Raw genomic sequence first — 19,203 nt, 5'->3', positions numbered from 1 at the left:
AATCTTGTAGCTACTAGTCACTGCTCGTATCCCCGAAAAACAGTCATCCGTGTGCGCCTCCTAGCGCTTAGCTGCCAAGCCGATGCTTCGCCTGATCGATGCAATCAGTTCGCCAGCCTCTGCGGGAGGCATGTTGAGGGGATGGATGATAGCAGGAATGTGCATCCCTTCGTACTCTGCCACCAACGTGGAGGGGTATGATATGAGAAGGTCGACATCAGGAAAAACATCTTTTTGCGTGATCACATTCCACCCCATCGAGCTAATACGCTTCGTTGCTGGGTTGGCGGGGTGTGGCTTATAAAAACTCTGGACCTCCGGCCCTATCGCCTGAAGGATCTGAATATGCAGTTCTTCACACAACGGATGCCCTACAAACAAGAGTGACGGCAAACTTGTAGGCGCGACTTTGGCCAACTTTAATGCAGGTGAGTAAAAGCACGCACCGACCGCACGAAGTGGGGAAAGAGCTGACAGAATAGACGCCTTGAACGTGGCAACAGCATCTTCATTGAACGTATAGAGTCTAGTAACACTTCGCAAGCGATAAGCCAGCCTCACCGAAAACTCATTAGAGGCAGATAGCTTGTTGCTCCCTAAGGAGACCAACGTACCGTGTTGAACCATTACCAGGCCAGAGCCATCACTAAAATTATTTCTACAGGTTTCCAAGACCACGCGATCAGACAAAACTGCCCATCGATCATAGTGCTCAGCAATTACTAGTTTTTTTGCGCTGAGCCGTCTCAAGGCCAACCTGACACAAAACCAGCGGAAGGCTGTATAGCTCTGTAATGACCAGCAGGAATATTTTTTAGATTCACTTAACTTTCGCGAAGCCACCACCGAATGGATAAAAGCATTTCTCAAATCACTTTGATTGAGCAATTTCAGAACGCTCAACGTGCTGCCACCATCATGCCTTGACTCTACCCAGGGCAAGGTAACTTTATAGAGTTCCTGACCAAGCAGCTGAGGCGTTATTAGATCCATAGCACGGGATGAATAACAGACAGTATAGCAATCACACCGAGGCGGCTCAGCCACTATTTCCTTGGCAACTTTCGAACGTAGAGCTCGCCATTGCAGCATAAAAAATAACACCGCGCCCCCATTACTCCACAGGACACGAATCGCTTTCATGGCAGTGCTCAGCAGCAAACTCCGACGACTAATACTCAGCAATTTACTGGGTCGAGGTGCGCAACCCAGCTGCTCAGGTAAAATACCAGCAAGCGCGTAAACACTACGATCAACTGCAATTTCGTTTTTAGTAGCCAGCAGATACTCGACGAGCAGTTTTTTTTCTATTCTAGCCACGCCTATTCACCCGCCCCGCACGATTAACTATAAATATACACAACACGAAATCAGACCACCTTATTAAGTTGACTGAAGTACACCACGCTCTTCCAAAGCAATACAACAAAAAATGCCGATGCCATCGCCCAGGCCACCGAGATAGCACCAAACGTAGTACCAAACGCATAGGAGACACCTACGAAGACCGCTAACCCAATCAACTGAGAGTACATCAAATGCCGATCTTTTCCCAGTGCATACAACCCGAGATGCGGAACAGTGCTCAACCCATAGAAGACACTTGCCAGCAGCAACCAATACAAGATATTGAGTTCCTGACTATAGACAGGTGAAGACAACCAGTCGACGACAAAAAAACTCCCGCCCCAGCATAGCCCAGCCAGCACAAGCACAACGATCACGACGTTCAATGCCAAGGAGCGCATCTCGCTTCGAAACGCTGGAAAGTCATGCATCTTGACAGAGTGCACCAACCGCGGCATGAAGAAAACTACAACCCCAGCGTCCAGAAACGAAAGGATTGCAGTTGATATGCCAACGTACAAAGTATAAGCACCCAATACCTCCAAACCGGCCAGGTGCTCAACCCAATAACGATCAAACGTGTATATACCCCTAATCGCCAGACTCGCAAGCAGGAATGGGATTGCGACATATACACCTCGTCTCACCCATGCCCACTGGATAGGCCTCCACTGTATTACCCCACACACTCGCAAAATTGATACAGCCGCAATGAGGCAAGCAATAACACAACACAGAAGCCAACTTAAAAGTACAAAGCCAAGATTACGAAAAGCCGAATCCCATGCCATACAGGCGATAACGATAAAACACCAAATACCGCTTCGAACAAACAAAACTACGCTAGCCAGCAACGGCCTGGAAATGGCCACGAGAATCCGATTGGCCTCTTGAGCGACGTGTTCAAACAACAGCAGAACGATAAAAACGAAAAAGTACTCGAACGGAAGCCAACCCTGAAGAAAGACAAATCCTAGGATTGGTAAAAAAAACAGATAGATAATGGCATAAAGCACAAATTGATCGCGAATCACACATAATAATTGACTCGACGGTAGCCCTATCAACTCACGATTGGCATAGGTATAAAATTCAAAACCAACTACATATATACCGTAGCCAATCGTTGCAGCCAACAACCCGTACATACCGACAGCGTCAGCCGCTAGATATCGCGCCAAAAAAAATATCAGCAAAAACTTACTCAGCAATGTAACAGCGCGCAACCCAATATTAACAAACCTATACACGCTCACACCCCACCCTAATTTTGATCACACCCCTCAGTCAGCTAGGCTCTGTACGAAATGTATCTGCACGTGCCCAGACTACATTGAAACGGGGCTCAGAGTGCTCATGTACTCCAGTATACTCCGCCCCCGTTTCGCCTAGTCTGGCCTTCGTGCAGACATATTTCGTACAGACCCTAGGCGGTAGCAGACCTGGTGAACATCACACGCTGGGCTAACATGATAAATATATAAAAACAAAAATTAAACAACGCAATCCACTGCAGCATACTGCCCCTGAACATACTCAAAAACAAGAAAATCTCAGACATGAAGATAAACAAGAAAACCGGGCCACCTTTAAACCTAAGGGCATACAGGGTACAGATGAAGACCGAGTAGACGAAAATCGGAATAAACCAGAATATGTATGCGCCGTAGTTTAGATACAACTCAGTCTCAATCGGCCACTGCTGAGTCGCAGACTCATCAAACCATTGCGATGGAAAATAAATAGAAGTCAGCCACCGACTAATGTCATGAAGATAGTCAGGCGAAGGAACGCCGACAAACGTCAGCCACTTGTTAACAGGATACCCCATGGTCATGAAGTACTCGGGTGACATATCCCTCAAAATACTATCATGCAGAAATATAGTATTAAAGTAAGTCAAGAAGTACTCAAGCAACATCTCCGGCGTACTATAGAAGCCATTGGATCGCACATACATGGCCCCAGAAAACAAAAGAACAAAACCGAAGAACAAAAACGCACCTTGCCGAAGGCTAAGCCTGGCAACAGCCAACCAAGGGAGGCTAAAGAAGATTCCAAATAGAAATATTCTGCTCTTGACACCCTGCAAGTAGGCACAGAAGGCAAGCACCATTACCACAAACACAAAAAGCACCACACTGCGGCGCTCCGCAGTACGGCAATAGAACCCAAGCCAAAAAGCCAGGAAATTTGACCACATGATAAGTAGATAATTAACGACCCCATATCCCTTTTTCTTCGAAAGGTAAGTTTCGCTGTAATCACCCACCCAGGCTTCCACCCCTCCTGTCACCTGGAGAAAATAGAAACAGCCCAACAGCAAAGCAAGCGCGCAAACAAATATTGCATAAGGTCTCGCCCGGTAACTGTAGACAACATCCACTTTCTCGACACTGTCCAGCAATACTTCCAACAACCGAACAAAATAGAAAAACAAGGTAAAAACGTATAGATAGGAAAGTATCGCCTCCTGCGAAACCTTGCTCCAATCGTTCATCTTCCCCCATGGCAATACGTAATCCCAAGACAACCACTCCAGGACATAAAAGAGTGTCGCGGGAAAAACCAGATATAAAAAATAATTACCAAAGACGACATTAGACGGACATATGATCCTCTTGTTCCTGAAAAGAACAAAGGAAAACAGTATAAACAGTATGGTAACTAGTATCATTTACGCAGAACGTCCTTGCGCAATATCACAAGCTCAGGCGTGTTATTTATGCGACTCATTGGGCTCAACCTTGGACGGTCACAATGTAAAGCCGTCATCTACTACAACATTTTGCCCATTCACATAGCGCGACTGATCGGAGAGCAAGAACACAATAGTTCCAAGCACATCTTCGATATCCAGCATCCCTTTGCCCAGACAAGAACTTTTATATCGACTCAGAAACGCCTCAGGTTGCTTATCGCGAATACCACCCGGACTTACACAGTTAGAGCGGAAACGGCTATCAGAAACAAATGTGGTCACGTATTTGCTCAGGTGGATCAATGCCGACTTTATCGCGGCGTACTCCACTGGCATGGTCATTGGCGTCCCTTCATACACTTCAAACTTTGGCGGAATGACACCATATACGGATGAGATATTTACAAGCGAAAACTCCCGCTGACTCCGCTTGAAGTAGCGCGCACATTCCTGAATAAATAAGAATGACGAACCAAGGTGCATCGAAACATTATCATTAAAGTCCTCTAGCTCCACCTCGAAGAAGCCTCGACCGTACTGCTTGTTGCGGGGGTAGGCACAGTTTACTGCGCCATCCAGCCCACGGGTATTGCTGAAAAAATCAACAACATCGGCTTTCCTGCCAATGTCCATGGCGCATACTGTCAATCCCGGATTAGTTGAATAGCCGGACGCGCTCAAACGATCAAGCAGTCGCGCTTCCTCAAGATCGACAGCCACAACCTGGGCACCTTCGTCCAGTAACCGGCATACCAAGCTACTTCCCAACAATCCAGCAGCGCCTGCTACCAGAATTTTCTTATTATTCAGCATTCTTCAGTTCCGCTTCCGCGAGAAATATCTCGGCCAATTTAAAATCATAGATATCGTCTATATCGACAGCCCGCTCTCGCGGAACGATAACTGAACTGACAGTGCCTGCGAAAAGTTTTTCTTGCTGAAGAACAAATTCAGGCCGGACGACATAAGCAACCGTGGTCATGTCATAGACTTTTGGTGCATCTTGACGACGATGAAATGTCCTATCAGCGCACACGAGAGAGCTGAGTCCCTCATCATCACGCACCACCATATTAAAATATGGGCTCCGTGCCGCCTCGGTAACGGTAACCACCACATCAACCTCAGCTTTTACAGCCTCAAGACAACGCAACACGTCCTCCTTGCTACGCAGCGGGCTGGTAGCCGGCAAGCTCACAAAAAGGTCGAAGTGTTCACCTCTACTTTCTAAGTAGCGTATTGCGTGCTGCCAGGCGTGCCACTCTGAGGCATGATCGGTTGCCAGTTCGTCAGGGCGCTCAATGACTTCTGCACCATACTGCCTGGCGACAGAGGCAATCGCTTCACAGTCAGTGGATACAAATACCTTGCTTACTTGAGGCAGCGCTTTGGCAACCTCAATAGATCTTGCCAGCAGCGGTTTACCGCCAAGGAGCTTGATGTTTTTTCCGGGCAACCCTTTGGAGTTTCCCCGTGCAAAAACGAATGCGTATACTCTAGTCATTAAAACTCCCTCATGACGATGACAGAACTTGTTGTAGAGGACTGTTTTAGTGCCTCTACGAGCCTGAGAGTTTCAATGCCTTGCTCCAAGGTAACCCAAGGTGCCTGCCTGCCATGCGCCATATCAACGAACGCATTCAGTTCGTCAACATACATTTGATTCCGGTCATACTCCGGATCATCATGAAGAACGCTATCTACTCCACCACAGCTTCTCAATACAACTCGATTTTCGAGGATATCCCACTCCAGCGTTGCATTTTCCGCTACGATCTTACACCGCCGAACGGGCGCTCGCTGCAGGAAGTCCATGTGTAAATTTACGATGTAACCCTCTTGGGTTCTCATCAGTGCATCTACAGTGTCCTCGACATCAAGCTGTAAACGACCGGATATCCGCGCATCACAATAAACAGACTCAATCCGTCCAAATAACCACTGTAAATAATCGAGCTCATGACTCAGTTCCAACAGTGCGCCCCCGCCCAGCGCTCGCTGTGCAGAAACATTCTTCCGATAATCACTACCTGGACGCCAATCAGGAAGGTACTGGCCCACCTCGCTCGAGACAGAGAGAATAGAGCCTAAGCTTGTGCTTTCTACAACAGCCTTGACCACAGCCGCGGACGGCATGAATCTCAAGTTGTAGGCCACTGCGAGTTTGTCATTATAAAGACGCAAAGTTTCCGCGTGGGTACTGAAATTGATCAGGGAATCACTGAGAGGCTTTTCCACCAGTACCGTGAATCCCGCAGACAATAGTAGCGCCGCTTGTGTAACGTGAAGTGGCGCGGGAGATGCGATAATGGCATAACCCGGCCCGCCTTCAATGGCATGAGCCAGGGACGGGCAAGCCATTACACTCTCCGGAAGTTCGGAGATATTCAGCTCACGACCCGACGCGGAAACACACTGTATCTTGGCCTCGGGATAGGTGGCGCGAATGTTGCTCATATGGCGACGAGCAATACTCCCACTGCCCACGACGACAAAACGCTCAGGAATGGTCATAAGCTCGAAAATTCCTGCTGGGCACGCTGAAAATCTTCCATACGACCAATATCCAACCAATATTCGTGGACAGGGAACATATTCACATGATATTGCTGCGCAATCTGCTGCTCAAGTAATGTTGGCATGTCAATATGCGTGCCTGGTCTTACGCTCTTCACAAGCTCAGGAGACAACAAATAGATCCCTGCATTAATGAAAAACTTGTGAACCGGTTTCTCAACCATTGATCGAATCCGGTGCCCTTCACTCTCAACTACACCATAGGGTACAGTGTATTCATACTCTCGAACGCACATGGTCGCTACGGCACCATTGCCCTCATGGAAATCCAATAAATTCAGGAAATTGAGGGTTGTCAACAAATCGCCATTCATCAGGAACAGAGGCATGTCAATTTCGTCCTGAGGCAGGAGGCCCAAAGCCCCTCCTGTGCCTAGAGGCTGCTCTTCATGAACATAGCGAATCTCAACTCCCCACTGGCTTCCATCACCGAAATGTTCTCGAATCATTTCCGGCATGTAATGCGTCGAAATAAAGAAACGATGGAACCCAGCACTGATAAACCGTTCAAGTATGATTTCAAGGATGGGTTTCTCTCCGACCTTGAGCAAGGGTTTCGGGCAGTGCTGGGTCAATGGTCGCAAACGGGTACCAAAACCACCGGCCATCAAGAAAACCGGATTATCTAATCGGGGCTTATTCAGCAAGTCATGCAGTGTTTGCAGGCCAATGACTCTTCGTTGCTCATCCAGCACAGGCAACTGTAAAAGCGAGTACTTTTCCATCACTGACAGGATGCGATCCTTCCCCCAGTCGCGCTCAGCAGTACGTGGTGTCGTGCACATGATTTGATGCACAGGCGTGTTCAAGGGGCACTGTTTAAGCAGTGCCCTCCTTACATCTCCGTCAGTGAGAGTTCCCAGAAGCTGCCGGTGACCATCTACAATCATCACAATACGAACAGCAACACGATCTAGAGTCGCAATCGCCTCTTCAATAGTGCAACCAGGACTGATAAGCGTTTTTTCCCACTGCTTCATTGCATTCCTTCTCTAGAAAAATCAGCCTTCCCGCAACGGGCGAGGGTAAACCGAAGGCCCTTTGATGACGCTGCGAGGCGGCACGTCTCTCACGACAACCGTGCCTGCACCAATCACTGCATATTCGCCAACTACAACACCTGGTGTAACCGTGGCACCGCTACCGACGTATGAGCCATGAGCCACCGTCACGCCACCACACAGAACAACCCCAGGGGCAATATGGACCTGCGAAGCGATGGTACAATCATGATCTAGGCTAGCTCGCGTATTGATAGTCGAATTCGCCCCTATTCGCACGTCCGGCTGAACAATGGCCCCCGCCATGATTTGGACGCCATCGCTTAAATCGACCGATTCGTCTACCCATGCACTGGGATGAATCAGCGGCGGAAAAACGAAACCTAAAGCCCGAGCCTTATCATAGATGCGCTTGCGAAGGTCCTTGCCAACGAGTTGGCCGACGCCATTGACCAACCCAACACTTGAGATGTCGAGCCCATCGAGCACTTCATCTCCTCCTAGCACCTTGACTCCTCGCCAGAGACTCGTGCCTGCATGGACAAGATTAGGATCGCAAACCCCAAGGAGCTTTCTCCCAGAAACATCGATCAGTGACCTTAGCACCTTTGCATGCCCACCTGCTCCAAGCAGGACCAGCGGCATGTCCTCATGGGCGAACGGCTTCATTTTTCCAGAGTCTCACCTGCCAAAAAGGCCCGTTTGCTCGTGCTGCCCACCAGCTCCCACAACACAGTGGGCGGCAATCCGAAGCCGCTACGAGCAGTAGTGAGATCGTCTCTCGAGATAACACTACCGGCAGCAATATCTCGAGCTGCAACTACCTGCTGGCGCGCAGCCTTTCTGGTGTCCCACTCACTGGGTTGTGGTGCTTTACAGGGATCCCCCAGCGCCAGTTGCAATGAACGTATCTGGCTCACCATCATACTCAGCTCGTGGGGCTCCAACGATGCCTTGTGATCAGGTCCTGGTAGGCCTCGATCAATAGTGAAGTGCTTTTCTATCACTGTAGCTCCTCGAGCCACGGCAGCGATGGGGATAAGACAGCCTTCTGTGTGATCCGAATAGCCTACTGCGAGCCCAAAAGCTCTAAGTGTATCCATTGCCAAGAGGTTAACCTCTTCGGGCGGAGTCGGATACTGGGAAGTACAATGAAGCAATGTGACATGCCCCTGCAGCCGCAGTCGACTGGAAGGCAGACTCCAGTTGCGCCAGACTTCCTCCATGCAACCAGGCTCAGAATCGCTATTCAACGCATGCGCTACAATAGCAAGCCCCTGCTCTACCTCGCTCAGCGTTGCCATTCCGGTGGAAAGAATCAACGGCTTTCCAGTCTTGGCGAACTGCCACAGTAGAGGGCCATTTGTCAACTCACCGGAGGGCACCTTAAATACGGGTAAATCCATTTCAGTCAGAAATTTCAAACTCCCCGTATCAAACGCTGTAGAAAGAAATTGAATACCTTGGGATCGCGCATATGCTTGCAATTCATAATGCCACTCTTGGGGCAGTTCGAGCTGTCTCAGCATCGCCAACTGGCTTTCATCGGCGTCAGTACTACGTGTTTGATACTTAGCTTTTGGAGCCGATTTCGAAGCAAGTCGCTTGGCATCGAACGTCTGAAACTTTACCGCATCCGCACCTGCCCGCGCAGCGGCATCGATTAACTCAAATGCCAGCTCGCGCTTGCCATTATGATTGACACCGGCTTCAGCAATAACGAAGACTGATTGGTCACTCGATAATTTCATAATTTAACTCAAGTCGTAGAATGGCTTCACAATGGTGGCGGGTTGGAAGCGCTCAAGAGCGTTCACAATCTGCTTCGAAGCATCACCGCATCCATAGGGGTTTACAACTGACTGACAAAGCAGTTCAAAATCTGCCGTCAGAACATGACGTAACGCCTCTACTATAGCTTCGACCTCCGGCTTGCAGTCAAACACCGACTTGGCGGCCAACCGCCCTTTTTGTCTGACGCCTATATTGACAGTCGGCACGTGAAATGAGGGTACTTCAATGATACCGCTAGAAGAGTTACCCACTACGGCATCGGCCAACGCTACAACACTCAGGTAACGCTTGAAACCAAGCGACGGAATAGCAAGCACTCGGCCGGCGGATTGATGAGCATAGGCCTCTAGCATCGGGATGATTGCTCGCCCGCCATTGTCAGCATTAGGATAAGTGATAATCACCTTATGCTCAGGAAAACGATCCAATGCCTCCAGCAGCGCCTTGAAGCTGAGCTCCGGACTTTCTTCCGCCAATGTCACAGGATGATACGTCACCAAAAAGAACGGTGACGAGAGGTCAAACTGGAGGCTTTCGGAAAGCTCATCACGCCCCATCAACGGGGTACGTTTCAAGTGGTCGATCCCAATCGCTCCAACATTGAAAACCCGATCGGGTGACTCACCCAGCTGAATAACTCGCAGGCGATAAGGCTCGGCCGATACAAAGTGCAGATAGGATAGTTTACTGATCGCATGACGAATAGCATCATCATAGGCACCTTCTGTCACTTCCCCGCCATGGAGGTGTGCGACCGGTATTTTCATAATCAACGCAGACTGAACGATTGCCAGCGCTTCAAAACGATCACCTAGAACCACCAGCACGTCTGGACGAAGGCGATCCAGGGCATCGGCAAAGCCCAAGATGCCTACACCTATAGATTTGACGACCCCCACATCCGAATCGGAGGAAAGTAGCATCTCTACTTTTGCATCAATTGGAAAGCCATCACGCTCGATATCTTTCCATGTATCCCCAAACTCTGGGGACAGATGCATACCTCCAACAACGACCTGGAGCTGAAGTCGAGCACTTGCCTTAACATCGCTCATCAAGCTATGCAGCAATCCGTACTCGGCGCGCGTCCCAGTGAAAATCGCCACCTTGACCTTCAAACTGCATGCTCCGGCAAAACACTACTGGGTAGATTAACGATACGCTCCTCCAGCCATTGAGCATTCGGCAGCTCTCCGCGCAGGCAATGAGAATATGCTGGCAAGTGAGTCATTAGCTGCCAAATGGGCCGCGTCATGACACCGGAACGATTGCTGTACTCCAGCAATGCATCACGCTGCTGTACATCCGGGCACAAAACAGCATTCAGCCAATAGTTGGAACGGCACCCCTCCGGCTCTACCACAAAGGTCAGCGGGGTCTCTGAGAAAAATGCCTGATAACGCTCAGCCAACAGTCGCTTTGACGCGATGAAGCCCTCTAAACGCTCGAGTTGCGCACACCCCAAAGCGGCATTTATGTTGGGCATTCGGTAATTGTAACCAACCTCATCATGCATGTATTCGAAAGCATGTGGCACTTTGGCGGTCGTTGTGAGGTGTTTAGCGCGCACGGCTAAAGCCTCCCCTGCCAGTATCATGCCCCCGCCCCCAGTCGTTATGATTTTGTTGCCATTAAAGCTCAGCGTACCGATCAGGCCAAACGTTCCCGTCTGCCGACCTTTATAGAGACTGCCTAACGATTCTGCAGCATCCTCCACCATAGCCAGGCCCCAACGACTACAAACGTCCACCAACGCATCGAGTTCAACAGGATGACCGAAGGTATGCATAGGTACACAAGCCCGAAGGACACGACCGCCAGTGCGTGTACGACAGACGCCGTCGATATCCCGGAATGCATTCTCGTGAAGCCATGCCTCAACAGCGGCGGGGGAAAGGCCAAGCGTATGACGATCCACATCAATAAAAACTGGCTCTGCGCCACAATAGGCTATCGCATTACAGGTCGCAACAAAGGTGAGCGGCTGAGTAATAACCAGATCGCCAGGCTTGACACCAGCCAGCAACAAGCCAATGTGCAGAGCCGCAGTACCATTCACGGTCGCGACAGCACGAGGCGAACCGCTGTATACAGCCATGTCTCGCTCAAACCGGTCAACGAATGCGCCGACACTGGAAACGAAAGTCGATTCTACAGTCTCAACCACGTACTGCTTTTCCGCTCCAGTGAACGTGGGAGCATGAAGCGGGATGAAATCGTTTGTCGCGTACTGATCTCGGACAAAACCGATAAGCGCTTCGAACATGGACAGTCCTCAAACGTTGTAAAGATCAGCCTTATACTTAGCCAGATTCTCTGGCTTAGTGAACCAATCGATTGTTTCTTGCAGACCCTGGCGAATCGAAAAACTGGGCTCAAACCCGGTCAAATTTCGAATTTTTGTATTATCGCACCACAGCCGGAAAACTTCGGACTTCCCGGGACGGAAGCGTTGCTCATCCGTAATGAACTTAACATCACTGTGCATCAGCTCACGAATAAGCTCCAGCGTGTCACCCACTGAGATTTCATAATTCGAGCCTATATTAACTGTCTCTCCGACAGCCTTCTCGCATTGCGCGAGCTCGAGAAAACCGCGACAAGTATCAGCCACGTAGTTAAAGTCGCGCGTAGGCGATACATCACCCAGCTTTATTTCCTTCTTACCACTGGCAATTTGCGTAATGATAGTCGGGATCACCGCCCTGGCCGATTGACGTGGCCCATAAGTATTGAAGGGGCGCGCTATCGTCAGCGGAAGATCAAAAGCATTGAAAAAGCTCATCGCCATAGCATCAGCGCCAATCTTCGACGCACTGTAGGGCGACTGCGGCTGGATGGGATGCTTTTCATCAATAGGCACATACTGAGCCGTTCCATACACTTCACTAGTAGAAGTGTGAATCACGCGCCCAACACCATTATCAAGCGCCGCCTGACAAATATTAAGAGTACCCTTTACATTAGTATCAACATAACTATCGGGAGCTACATAAGAATAAGGAATCGCAATCAGTGCCGCCAGATGAAAAACAGTATCTACACCCTTGGTAATATGCTTACAGTAATGAGGGTCGCGCACATCACCATTCAGGATCTCTACCTGACCCAGGCAATCCACATCCTCAAGCCAACCCCAGTAATTGAAGGAGTTATACTGGGAGAGCGCCTTGACCTCAAACCCCTGTCGAACAAGGAGCTCTGTCAGATGAGAACCAATAAAACCATCCGCCCCGGTAACCAATACTTTCTTCATGCACTGACCCTAATTCATTTCAATACTGACACACCGAGATGAGCATCAGAAAATTCGTATCATTTCACCAAAAGATGGCAATAGGCTTGCAACCATCCGGCACCATGAGCTACTGAAGACTCAATCTACCGCCTTCAGCGCCTGGATGCTAGCCTCCACAATCTTCGGCCTATCAGACGTAAACGCTACGCTTCTGAGCGCTACATAACGTCGCAAAACAGCCATTATAGCGCCTAAGATCACACCGAGAAGCGCTCCAAATGAAATCAAAATCAGCCTCATCGGCTTGATGGGCTCCGACGGCGCCAGCGCCGGTTGCTCAACCTCCACCAGACGCAACCCCGCCAATGTCGAGTCCTGCGCTCCGAGAAGCGCCTGCTCCGTACGCTTAGCACTCGTCCCCGCCACGAACAAAGCGTCCTCTTTACGTCGCTGGAGCACTTCAATCTGCCGATCAACACTCAACATTTGAAGCTCTTTCTGTATCTCGGCAACCCGTCGGTTGGTAAAGTCATCAGAATCACGCTTGCGCAAGACTGCTTGCTCCGCCTCAAGCACGTCCGTGCCAAGAAAGTAAAGCGGCTCCTTCTGACTGCTGATTTCGGTGCGAATGACATTCCCTCCCGCTGCCATACCCGACTCGCCCAGGAGCGATGCAGTCGTTGGGCGCTTAAGCCCCAAAGACCTGGCCACCGCAATGGCCTCTTCCAGCTCATGCAGTCGATTGGCCCGCTGCGTTTTCAGCTCAACGCGAAGTGCACCCAGCTCATCCTGCAAAACCGCACGCCGAAGGATATTTTGCTCACGCAACTTAGCAATCTGCGCAGATTTTTCGTGCTCATATACCATTTGCAAGGAGTCGATCTGGGAGGCCAACCCCTCCACTCGACTACGTCGGGTACTCTCGACATCGTGACGAACAGCCTCCTCCTCCCCTTTCACAACGAATGCGACGTAGTCATTGAGCATACGAACACCATCGACCCCCTCAGGATAGGTCATGGTGATTTGCAGACGCCCCTGCCCAAAGTCCCGCTCCGCAACAGGCATTACAACCTTGAGCATCTCGGTGTTAAACATCCGAAGCACTTGCTCATCAGTGAGCCCAGCGCGCTTGTAAGGGGAAAAGAGATCTTGATGCTGCTCGTAAAATGCCTTACGAATATCATATGACTCCAATGCCGCACCGAACCGAAGCAATGCTGACGCAGGAGAAACGTCGTAGAGCCCCGTTCTTTTCAACGCATCTAGACTGGATTGAGAAGCAGGGCGTAATATATTTTTTACCTGATAAACAGGCGTCGCCAGGAAATAAGCATAGACCACGCACATCGCCGTAAAAACCAACGCCACAGTCGCAACCAACAAGCGCTGCCGCCAAATAGTCTGAGCAATAATAAACAGATCAAACTCAACACGACGAGAAAGAGAAACACCACCTAGACTTTCCACAATTACCTGCCTTGAATTAATCCGTATTCGCCTACAGGCTAATCTCGATCAGCACTCGAGGATAGCGCACACACCACCCCCATTAGCCAGATGGAGCAAGACTTAGCATTTTGCCACACCTTTGACAAAACTCAAATCTTTTGCCGCAATGAGGCCAGGTAACTGCCTTTGCGTCCGATGACATCCTTCAAAACGCCCTCGAAGCCTCTGGACGCCCGTTTTCCATAGCCCACATCAGCCCCTCAAGCAACATTTACCCTCCCAAGCCGGCCTGACATAGGCGCAGTTTTTTTGCAGAACATCGACGAATCAAGCTTCGCCACCCGATAACAGCCTGATGAGCAGAGCACCATGGACACGTTGCCCCGACGCATTAGCATTAGCAGCAGGAGCGCCACGCCCGACCACCCCTCTCTTGCCACGGCCTATTTGCACGCCCGCAATCAGCCAAACCACCCACCGACCAAGCGCTAAAGCAGCCGCACGCCAAACTCACACTCAAGATCTCACTGCCTCGGAGAGTGGACATACGATAACCAATACCGTCCGCACCCCAACCACAGAAAGGGCAATGATGACCAAGGAAACAAGAACACCTGGAGAGCTCGCACCCGAGCGAGCCAAGATGAAGATCAATCATCTACTCAGGCTCACGTAGCCGCTACCGCACAGAAAATACAATCCATCTTATTTATAAAGCGACCAGCCATAGCGCCGCAACCAGAGCCAAACTAATCTGCCTGCACTCACTGATGAATATTGAATCAGACAAGCCACCCCGACACATGAATGATATTTTTGGAGGCGACCGGGCGAAAGGGCTACAACTCAACCCTGAAGGACCGCCCTTAGCAATACCACTCACGAATCAATTATTTACTCGCTCTTGCACCTAAAGCGATGCAGATTCCCTCTCAGATAAAAAAGCAGAGCCAGAACCACCCCCAACACCGCCCCCAGCATCACCCCGAACACAACGATGAGCAGCTTTTTAGGCTTGATCGGAGCATCCGGCAACTCGATACCCCCATCCTGTCGAAAGACCTGCAGATTCTCCGAAGCAACATTCAATTTACGTAGAAAATGAATTTGCCCCTCACGCCTCCGAAGCCCATCAATGAACGAATCATCCGAGACTCGATTCGCCAGGTTGTCGATCTCCGCCTCCAGAGCCCTGCTACCCCTCATATACAGCCGCGCCCCACCCTCATCGGCTGACAACCCACCATACAAACTATTAGAGACAATAGGCGGAGACTCAATATTCACCGCCCGCGCAACCTTCAACGCCTCTTTTAACTGAGCAATGCGGTCCTTGCGCTGCCTGGCCGAACTTTCCCTGGCCATCTCGACCTGCTGCTCAAGACTCTCAGCCAGCACAAGAGCATCCGAACGAGCATCCTCGATCACTTCAAGTTTTGTACGGGCTGCCGCCATCTCCACAAACGCCTGCGCCCACTCTACTGAGCGCCGAGCATCAGAAGACCGCACCACAACAGTGAAACGCCCAGACGCCTCCTTTCCATCCCCCTTAAGAGTGACAGCCTCTTTGAAAAGACGATAGAGTCCATCCTGCGATCCTGCGCGCTCCCGACTTGACAGACTGGGAAGGTAATATCTCAAGAAAAAGTCTCTAGACAAGGATTCGGACTGAAGATTTCGAACATATACACCATAAACATCCTTGATCAAAAACAAACTTAAGCCACTTCCATCTCCTCTGCCGTAGTTTAATCGAGCGATATCAGCCTGCACGGGCGGCTGCACGATGACTTTAGACTCATATACAGGAGCAACCATCCACGCGTATATAGCCGCCAGCACCCCTCCCGCAAGGGTCGCGAGAAACATTGTGACTTTTCGCAACCACAGCCACTCAAGCAAGTCGAACAAGTCAGATTCACCACCACTCCGGCGCTCACGTTCATTGCGCATTTCTCTCTAATTCCTTGGGTCCGTATAATTTTGAGCACAAGTCAAATTCTTAACCATCCCCAGCATAGTAGATGGCATTATGAAATGTCCCACCCCATGCATGAGACTAGCCATTCATGGAGCACTCAACCGAAATTTAGTTCCATCGAACCGATCAACGCGCCCAAGCCCAGCAGAGAGGTCTTGCGAGCTTGTGACACTCCTTGCCTTGCCCGACCTAAACTTACACACCACAACCAATCATCTTAAGAATAGATGACAATTGACTTGCCGGAGTAGATTCAGATGTTTGGCGCCTCGACGACGAGCCACTACCACGGGCAATGCAAGGCCTACCTGAGCAAGCCCCAAATATACTCAAGCAGATTGAAGGAAGAGTGAAAAAACAGAAAATGGATGCCGCCCATTGCGAATCGAACAAGAGAGATATCCGTCGCAGCTTGACCAGCCCTGACGCCCTCTTGAAGATACCCCTGCCAGCCCAGCAAGATAACGAAATTAGCGCATTACCCCCCACCAGCAAAGGGAAAAGTCTATTTCATATGTAGGAAAGTTCTTTTAATTATTATGCGATGTTGCAAGATGCGCCCTGCGCCTCTTACGCTTCGATCCGTAAGCACCAAATAATGTACCAACAACTAACCCAACAAGCAAAGTCGCCAATACCAGCACCGCCAAAGGAATAGCCGGCGCAACCCAACCAAACATGATCAATGAAACATCCTGACGATTCTCCAGCACGAAGAACAACACCACAGCCGCCAGCAACAGCACGAACAGCACCGCCAGGGCGCGCTTGAGACTACGCATCAAATCGCTCCTTTTCACTCAATGGGGCTCGTGCTCATCTTCATTGACCCGATCACGCAGCTCCTTGCCGGGCTTGAAGTGCGGCACATACTTGCCTTCGAGGCTGACCGACTGGCCGGTCTTGGGATTGCGCCCTACCCGCGGTGCGCGGTAGTGCAGGGAAAAGCTGCCAAAGCCACGGATCTCGATACGATCCCCGGTCGCCAGGCACTGCGACATCTGCTCGAGCATGGTCTTGATGGCCAGCTCGACGTCCTTGGACGAGAGCAGCCCCTGATGGGTGACAATACGTTCGATCAGCTCCGACTTCGTCATATTTTTCCCTTCGTTATCAAGCAGCTAGATCATTGCTTAATCAGTTTGTAGCACGCCCCGGCGGATTTGAACAGGGTGGTTCTTGACTAAACAAAAAAATTCAAGATAAGCCGCAGCACAGGCGATCCCCACCCTACACGAACGCGAGCGCACTGCGGCGCGACTTTGCCAGCGAGCGGTAAAGCCTACTGCCCGTACACCGCTCACGAGCCCAGAAACATCTACAAACCCTGTAGGAACAATCTGCTTCTGCTCGACCAGGCAAATCGCAGGCACAAAAAAGGGCGACCCGAGGGTCGCCCTTTTTACCGATCAAACAGAACTCAGTTCTGCTTGGCCATTGCTTCGCGCAGCAGCGCAGCCATGGTGGTATCGGCAGCCGCTTCCGGAGCGTTTTTCAGGCTCTGGATGGCTTCGCGCTCTTCAGCGTCGTCCTTCGATTTGATGGACAGGCTGATAACGCGGGACTTGCGGTCGACGCTGATGATCTTGGCTTCGATCTCTTCGCCTTCCTTCAGCACGTTACGGGCGTCTTCAACGCGGTCACGGCTGATTTCGGAAGCTTTCAGAGTAGCTTCGATGTCGTCGGCCAGGGTCACGATAGCGCCCTTGGCGTCAACTTCCTTGACGATACCCTTGACGATAGCGCCCTTGTCGTTGACAGCAACGAAGTTGGAGAACGGATCGTCTTCCAGCTGCTTGATGCCCAGGGAGATGCGCTCGCGCTCTGGGTCAACCGACAGGATGACGGTTTCCAGCTCGTCGCCCTTCTTGAAGCGACGCACGGCTTCTTCGCCGGCTTCGTTCCAGGAGATGTCGGACAGGTGAACCAGACCGTCGATGCCGCCGTCCAGGCCGATGAAGATACCGAAGTCGGTGATCGACTTGATGGTACCGGTGATCTTGTCACCCTTGTTGAACTGGCCGGAGAAGTCTTCCCATGGGTTCGATTTGCACTGCTTGATACCCAGGGAGATACGACGACGCTCTTCGTCGATGTCCAGAACCATGACTTCCACTTCGTCGCCAACCTGAACGACTTTCGACGGGTGGATGTTCTTGTTGGTCCAGTCCATTTCGGAAACGTGCACCAGACCTTCAACGCCTTCTTCCAGCTCAGCGAAGCAGCCGTAGTCGGTCAGGTTGGTGACGCGAGCAGTCACGCGGGTGCTCTCTGGGTAACGGGCTTTGATAGCAACCCATGGGTCTTCGCCCAGTTGCTTCAGACCCAGCGAAACGCGGTTGCGCTCGCGATCGTACTTCAGGACCTTGACGTCGATCTCGTCACCAACGTTGACGATCTCCGACGGGTGCTTGATACGCTTCCAGGCCATGTCGGTGATGTGCAGCAGACCATCGACGCCGCCCAGGTCGACGAACGCACCGTAGTCGGTGAGGTTCTTGACGATACCTTTGACCTGCTGGCCTTCCTGCAGCGATTCCAGCAGAGCTTCGCGCTCGGCGCTGTTTTCGGCTTCCAGGACGCTGCGACGGGAAACGACAACGTTGTTGCGCTTCTGGTCCAGCTTGATGACCTTGAATTCCAGCTCTTTGCCTTCGAGGTGGGTGGTGTCGCGCACTGGGCGGACATCAACCAGGGAGCCCGGCAGGAACGCACGGATGCCGTTAACGTCGACAGTGAAGCCGCCTTTAACCTTACCGTTGATAACGCCCTTGACCACTTCTTCAGCAGCGAAAGCAGCTTCCAGAACAATCCAGCACTCGGCGCGCTTGGCTTTCTCACGGGACAGCTTGGTTTCGCCGAAGCCGTCTTCGACCGCGTCCAGCGCAACGTGAACTTCGTCACCGACCTTGATGGTCAGTTCGCCAGTTTCGTTGTAGAACTGCTCGAGCGGGATGACACCCTCGGACTTCAGGCCAGCGTGTACGGTAACCCAGTCGCCGTCGATGTCGACAACGATACCGGTGATGATTGCACCCGGCTGAAGATTGAGGGTTTTCAGGCTTTCTTCAAAGAGTTCTGCAAAGCTTTCGCTCATTTTAATTCCTGTAGA

17 protein-coding genes are annotated in these 19,203 nt (G+C 50.9%); all 17 read right to left on the bottom strand.

Annotated features, from left to right (window positions below):
- Window positions 1-60 precede the first annotated feature (60 nt).
- Window positions 61-1,320, bottom strand: coding sequence for a hypothetical protein (locus tag AC0MAZ_RS10810; RefSeq protein ID WP_475861087.1), 1,260 nt, complete (start codon window positions 1,318-1,320; stop codon window positions 61-63).
- A gap of 50 nt (window positions 1,321-1,370) precedes the next feature.
- Complete coding sequence (locus AC0MAZ_RS10805) at window positions 1,371-2,495, bottom strand: lipopolysaccharide biosynthesis protein (RefSeq protein WP_475861085.1); 1,125 nt, start codon at window positions 2,493-2,495, stop codon at window positions 1,371-1,373.
- 278 nt (window positions 2,496-2,773) lie between these two features.
- Window positions 2,774-3,847, bottom strand: coding sequence for a hypothetical protein (locus tag AC0MAZ_RS10800; protein ID WP_475861083.1), 1,074 nt, complete (start codon window positions 3,845-3,847; stop codon window positions 2,774-2,776).
- A gap of 255 nt (window positions 3,848-4,102) precedes the next feature.
- Window positions 4,103-4,861 (bottom strand): oxidoreductase, encoded by a 759-nt coding sequence (locus AC0MAZ_RS10795; RefSeq protein ID WP_475861082.1) that lies wholly within the window; start codon window positions 4,859-4,861, stop codon window positions 4,103-4,105.
- A complete protein-coding gene (locus AC0MAZ_RS10790) occupies window positions 4,851-5,552 on the bottom strand; it encodes an acylneuraminate cytidylyltransferase family protein (RefSeq protein ID WP_475861081.1) in 702 nt (233 codons plus the stop codon). Before AC0MAZ_RS10790 ends, AC0MAZ_RS10795 begins: the two co-directional genes overlap by 11 nt.
- Window positions 5,552-6,562: a Gfo/Idh/MocA family protein gene (locus AC0MAZ_RS10785; RefSeq protein WP_475861079.1), complete on the bottom strand. Its 1,011-nt coding sequence runs from the start codon at window positions 6,560-6,562 to the stop codon at window positions 5,552-5,554. Before AC0MAZ_RS10785 ends, AC0MAZ_RS10790 begins: the two co-directional genes overlap by 1 nt.
- Entirely contained in the window at window positions 6,559-7,605 is a 1,047-nt protein-coding gene (locus tag AC0MAZ_RS10780) for a nucleotidyltransferase family protein (RefSeq protein WP_475861078.1), read from the bottom strand. Before AC0MAZ_RS10780 ends, AC0MAZ_RS10785 begins: the two co-directional genes overlap by 4 nt.
- Window positions 7,606-7,626: 21 nt before the next feature.
- A complete protein-coding gene (locus tag AC0MAZ_RS10775; RefSeq protein ID WP_475861077.1) occupies window positions 7,627-8,295 on the bottom strand; it encodes an acetyltransferase in 669 nt (222 codons plus the stop codon).
- Window positions 8,292-9,377 carry an N-acetylneuraminate synthase gene (neuB, locus tag AC0MAZ_RS10770; protein WP_088851826.1) on the bottom strand — a complete coding sequence of 362 codons (1,086 nt, stop codon included), beginning with the start codon at window positions 9,375-9,377 and terminating at the stop codon, window positions 8,292-8,294. Before neuB ends, AC0MAZ_RS10775 begins: the two co-directional genes overlap by 4 nt.
- A 3-nt stretch (window positions 9,378-9,380) precedes the next feature.
- On the bottom strand, window positions 9,381-10,538 hold the full coding sequence (neuC, locus tag AC0MAZ_RS10765) for a UDP-N-acetylglucosamine 2-epimerase (protein ID WP_475861075.1): 1,158 nt from the start codon (window positions 10,536-10,538) through the stop codon (window positions 9,381-9,383).
- On the bottom strand, window positions 10,535-11,686 hold the full coding sequence (locus AC0MAZ_RS10760; protein ID WP_475861073.1) for a LegC family aminotransferase: 1,152 nt from the start codon (window positions 11,684-11,686) through the stop codon (window positions 10,535-10,537). The genes neuC and AC0MAZ_RS10760 overlap by 4 nt, the downstream gene beginning before the upstream one ends.
- 9 nt (window positions 11,687-11,695) lie before the next feature.
- The gene (locus AC0MAZ_RS10755; protein ID WP_475861071.1) at window positions 11,696-12,676 is read right to left on the bottom strand and encodes an NAD-dependent 4,6-dehydratase LegB; all 981 of its coding nucleotides are present in this window, start codon (window positions 12,674-12,676) and stop codon (window positions 11,696-11,698) included.
- Window positions 12,677-12,796: 120 nt separating this feature from the next.
- Window positions 12,797-14,128: a Wzz/FepE/Etk N-terminal domain-containing protein gene (locus tag AC0MAZ_RS10750; RefSeq protein ID WP_475861070.1), complete on the bottom strand. Its 1,332-nt coding sequence runs from the start codon at window positions 14,126-14,128 to the stop codon at window positions 12,797-12,799.
- A gap of 876 nt (window positions 14,129-15,004) precedes the next feature.
- On the bottom strand, window positions 15,005-16,063 hold the full coding sequence (locus AC0MAZ_RS10745; RefSeq protein WP_475861068.1) for an LPS O-antigen chain length determinant protein WzzB: 1,059 nt from the start codon (window positions 16,061-16,063) through the stop codon (window positions 15,005-15,007).
- Between the two features lie 558 nt (window positions 16,064-16,621).
- Window positions 16,622-16,873: a lipopolysaccharide assembly protein LapA domain-containing protein gene (locus tag AC0MAZ_RS10740; protein WP_475861066.1), complete on the bottom strand. Its 252-nt coding sequence runs from the start codon at window positions 16,871-16,873 to the stop codon at window positions 16,622-16,624.
- 18 nt (window positions 16,874-16,891) lie between these two features.
- A complete protein-coding gene (ihfB, locus tag AC0MAZ_RS10735) occupies window positions 16,892-17,188 on the bottom strand; it encodes an integration host factor subunit beta (protein WP_475861064.1) in 297 nt (98 codons plus the stop codon).
- A gap of 323 nt (window positions 17,189-17,511) precedes the next feature.
- The gene (gene rpsA, locus AC0MAZ_RS10730) at window positions 17,512-19,188 is read right to left on the bottom strand and encodes a 30S ribosomal protein S1 (RefSeq protein ID WP_046856619.1); all 1,677 of its coding nucleotides are present in this window, start codon (window positions 19,186-19,188) and stop codon (window positions 17,512-17,514) included.
- Window positions 19,189-19,203: the final 15 nt, after the last annotated feature.

It is taken from the genome of Pseudomonas sp. A (assembly GCF_056270345.1).
This window is presented reverse-complemented; position numbering and strand designations above follow the sequence as displayed.

Coding starts and splice junctions, on each gene's coding strand:
- AC0MAZ_RS10755 (WP_475861071.1), bottom strand. CDS start 12,676: ATGAAGAAAGTATTGGTTACCGGGGCGGATGGTTTTATTGGTTCTCAT.
- AC0MAZ_RS10805 (WP_475861085.1), bottom strand. CDS start 2,495: ATGTACGGGTTGTTGGCTGCAACGATTGGCTACGGTATATATGTAGTT.
- AC0MAZ_RS10780 (WP_475861078.1), bottom strand. CDS start 7,605: ATGAAGCAGTGGGAAAAAACGCTTATCAGTCCTGGTTGCACTATTGAA.
- AC0MAZ_RS10740 (WP_475861066.1), bottom strand. CDS start 16,873: ATGCGTAGTCTCAAGCGCGCCCTGGCGGTGCTGTTCGTGCTGTTGCTG.
- ihfB (WP_475861064.1), bottom strand. CDS start 17,188: ATGACGAAGTCGGAGCTGATCGAACGTATTGTCACCCATCAGGGGCTG.
- rpsA (WP_046856619.1), bottom strand. CDS start 19,188: ATGAGCGAAAGCTTTGCAGAACTCTTTGAAGAAAGCCTGAAAACCCTC.
- AC0MAZ_RS10800 (WP_475861083.1), bottom strand. CDS start 3,847: ATGAACGATTGGAGCAAGGTTTCGCAGGAGGCGATACTTTCCTATCTA.
- AC0MAZ_RS10790 (WP_475861081.1), bottom strand. CDS start 5,552: ATGACTAGAGTATACGCATTCGTTTTTGCACGGGGAAACTCCAAAGGG.
- AC0MAZ_RS10775 (WP_475861077.1), bottom strand. CDS start 8,295: ATGAAGCCGTTCGCCCATGAGGACATGCCGCTGGTCCTGCTTGGAGCA.
- AC0MAZ_RS10745 (WP_475861068.1), bottom strand. CDS start 16,063: ATGCGCAATGAACGTGAGCGCCGGAGTGGTGGTGAATCTGACTTGTTC.
- AC0MAZ_RS10795 (WP_475861082.1), bottom strand. CDS start 4,861: ATGCTGAATAATAAGAAAATTCTGGTAGCAGGCGCTGCTGGATTGTTG.
- AC0MAZ_RS10785 (WP_475861079.1), bottom strand. CDS start 6,562: ATGACCATTCCTGAGCGTTTTGTCGTCGTGGGCAGTGGGAGTATTGCT.
- AC0MAZ_RS10760 (WP_475861073.1), bottom strand. CDS start 11,686: ATGTTCGAAGCGCTTATCGGTTTTGTCCGAGATCAGTACGCGACAAAC.
- neuB (WP_088851826.1), bottom strand. CDS start 9,377: ATGAAATTATCGAGTGACCAATCAGTCTTCGTTATTGCTGAAGCCGGT.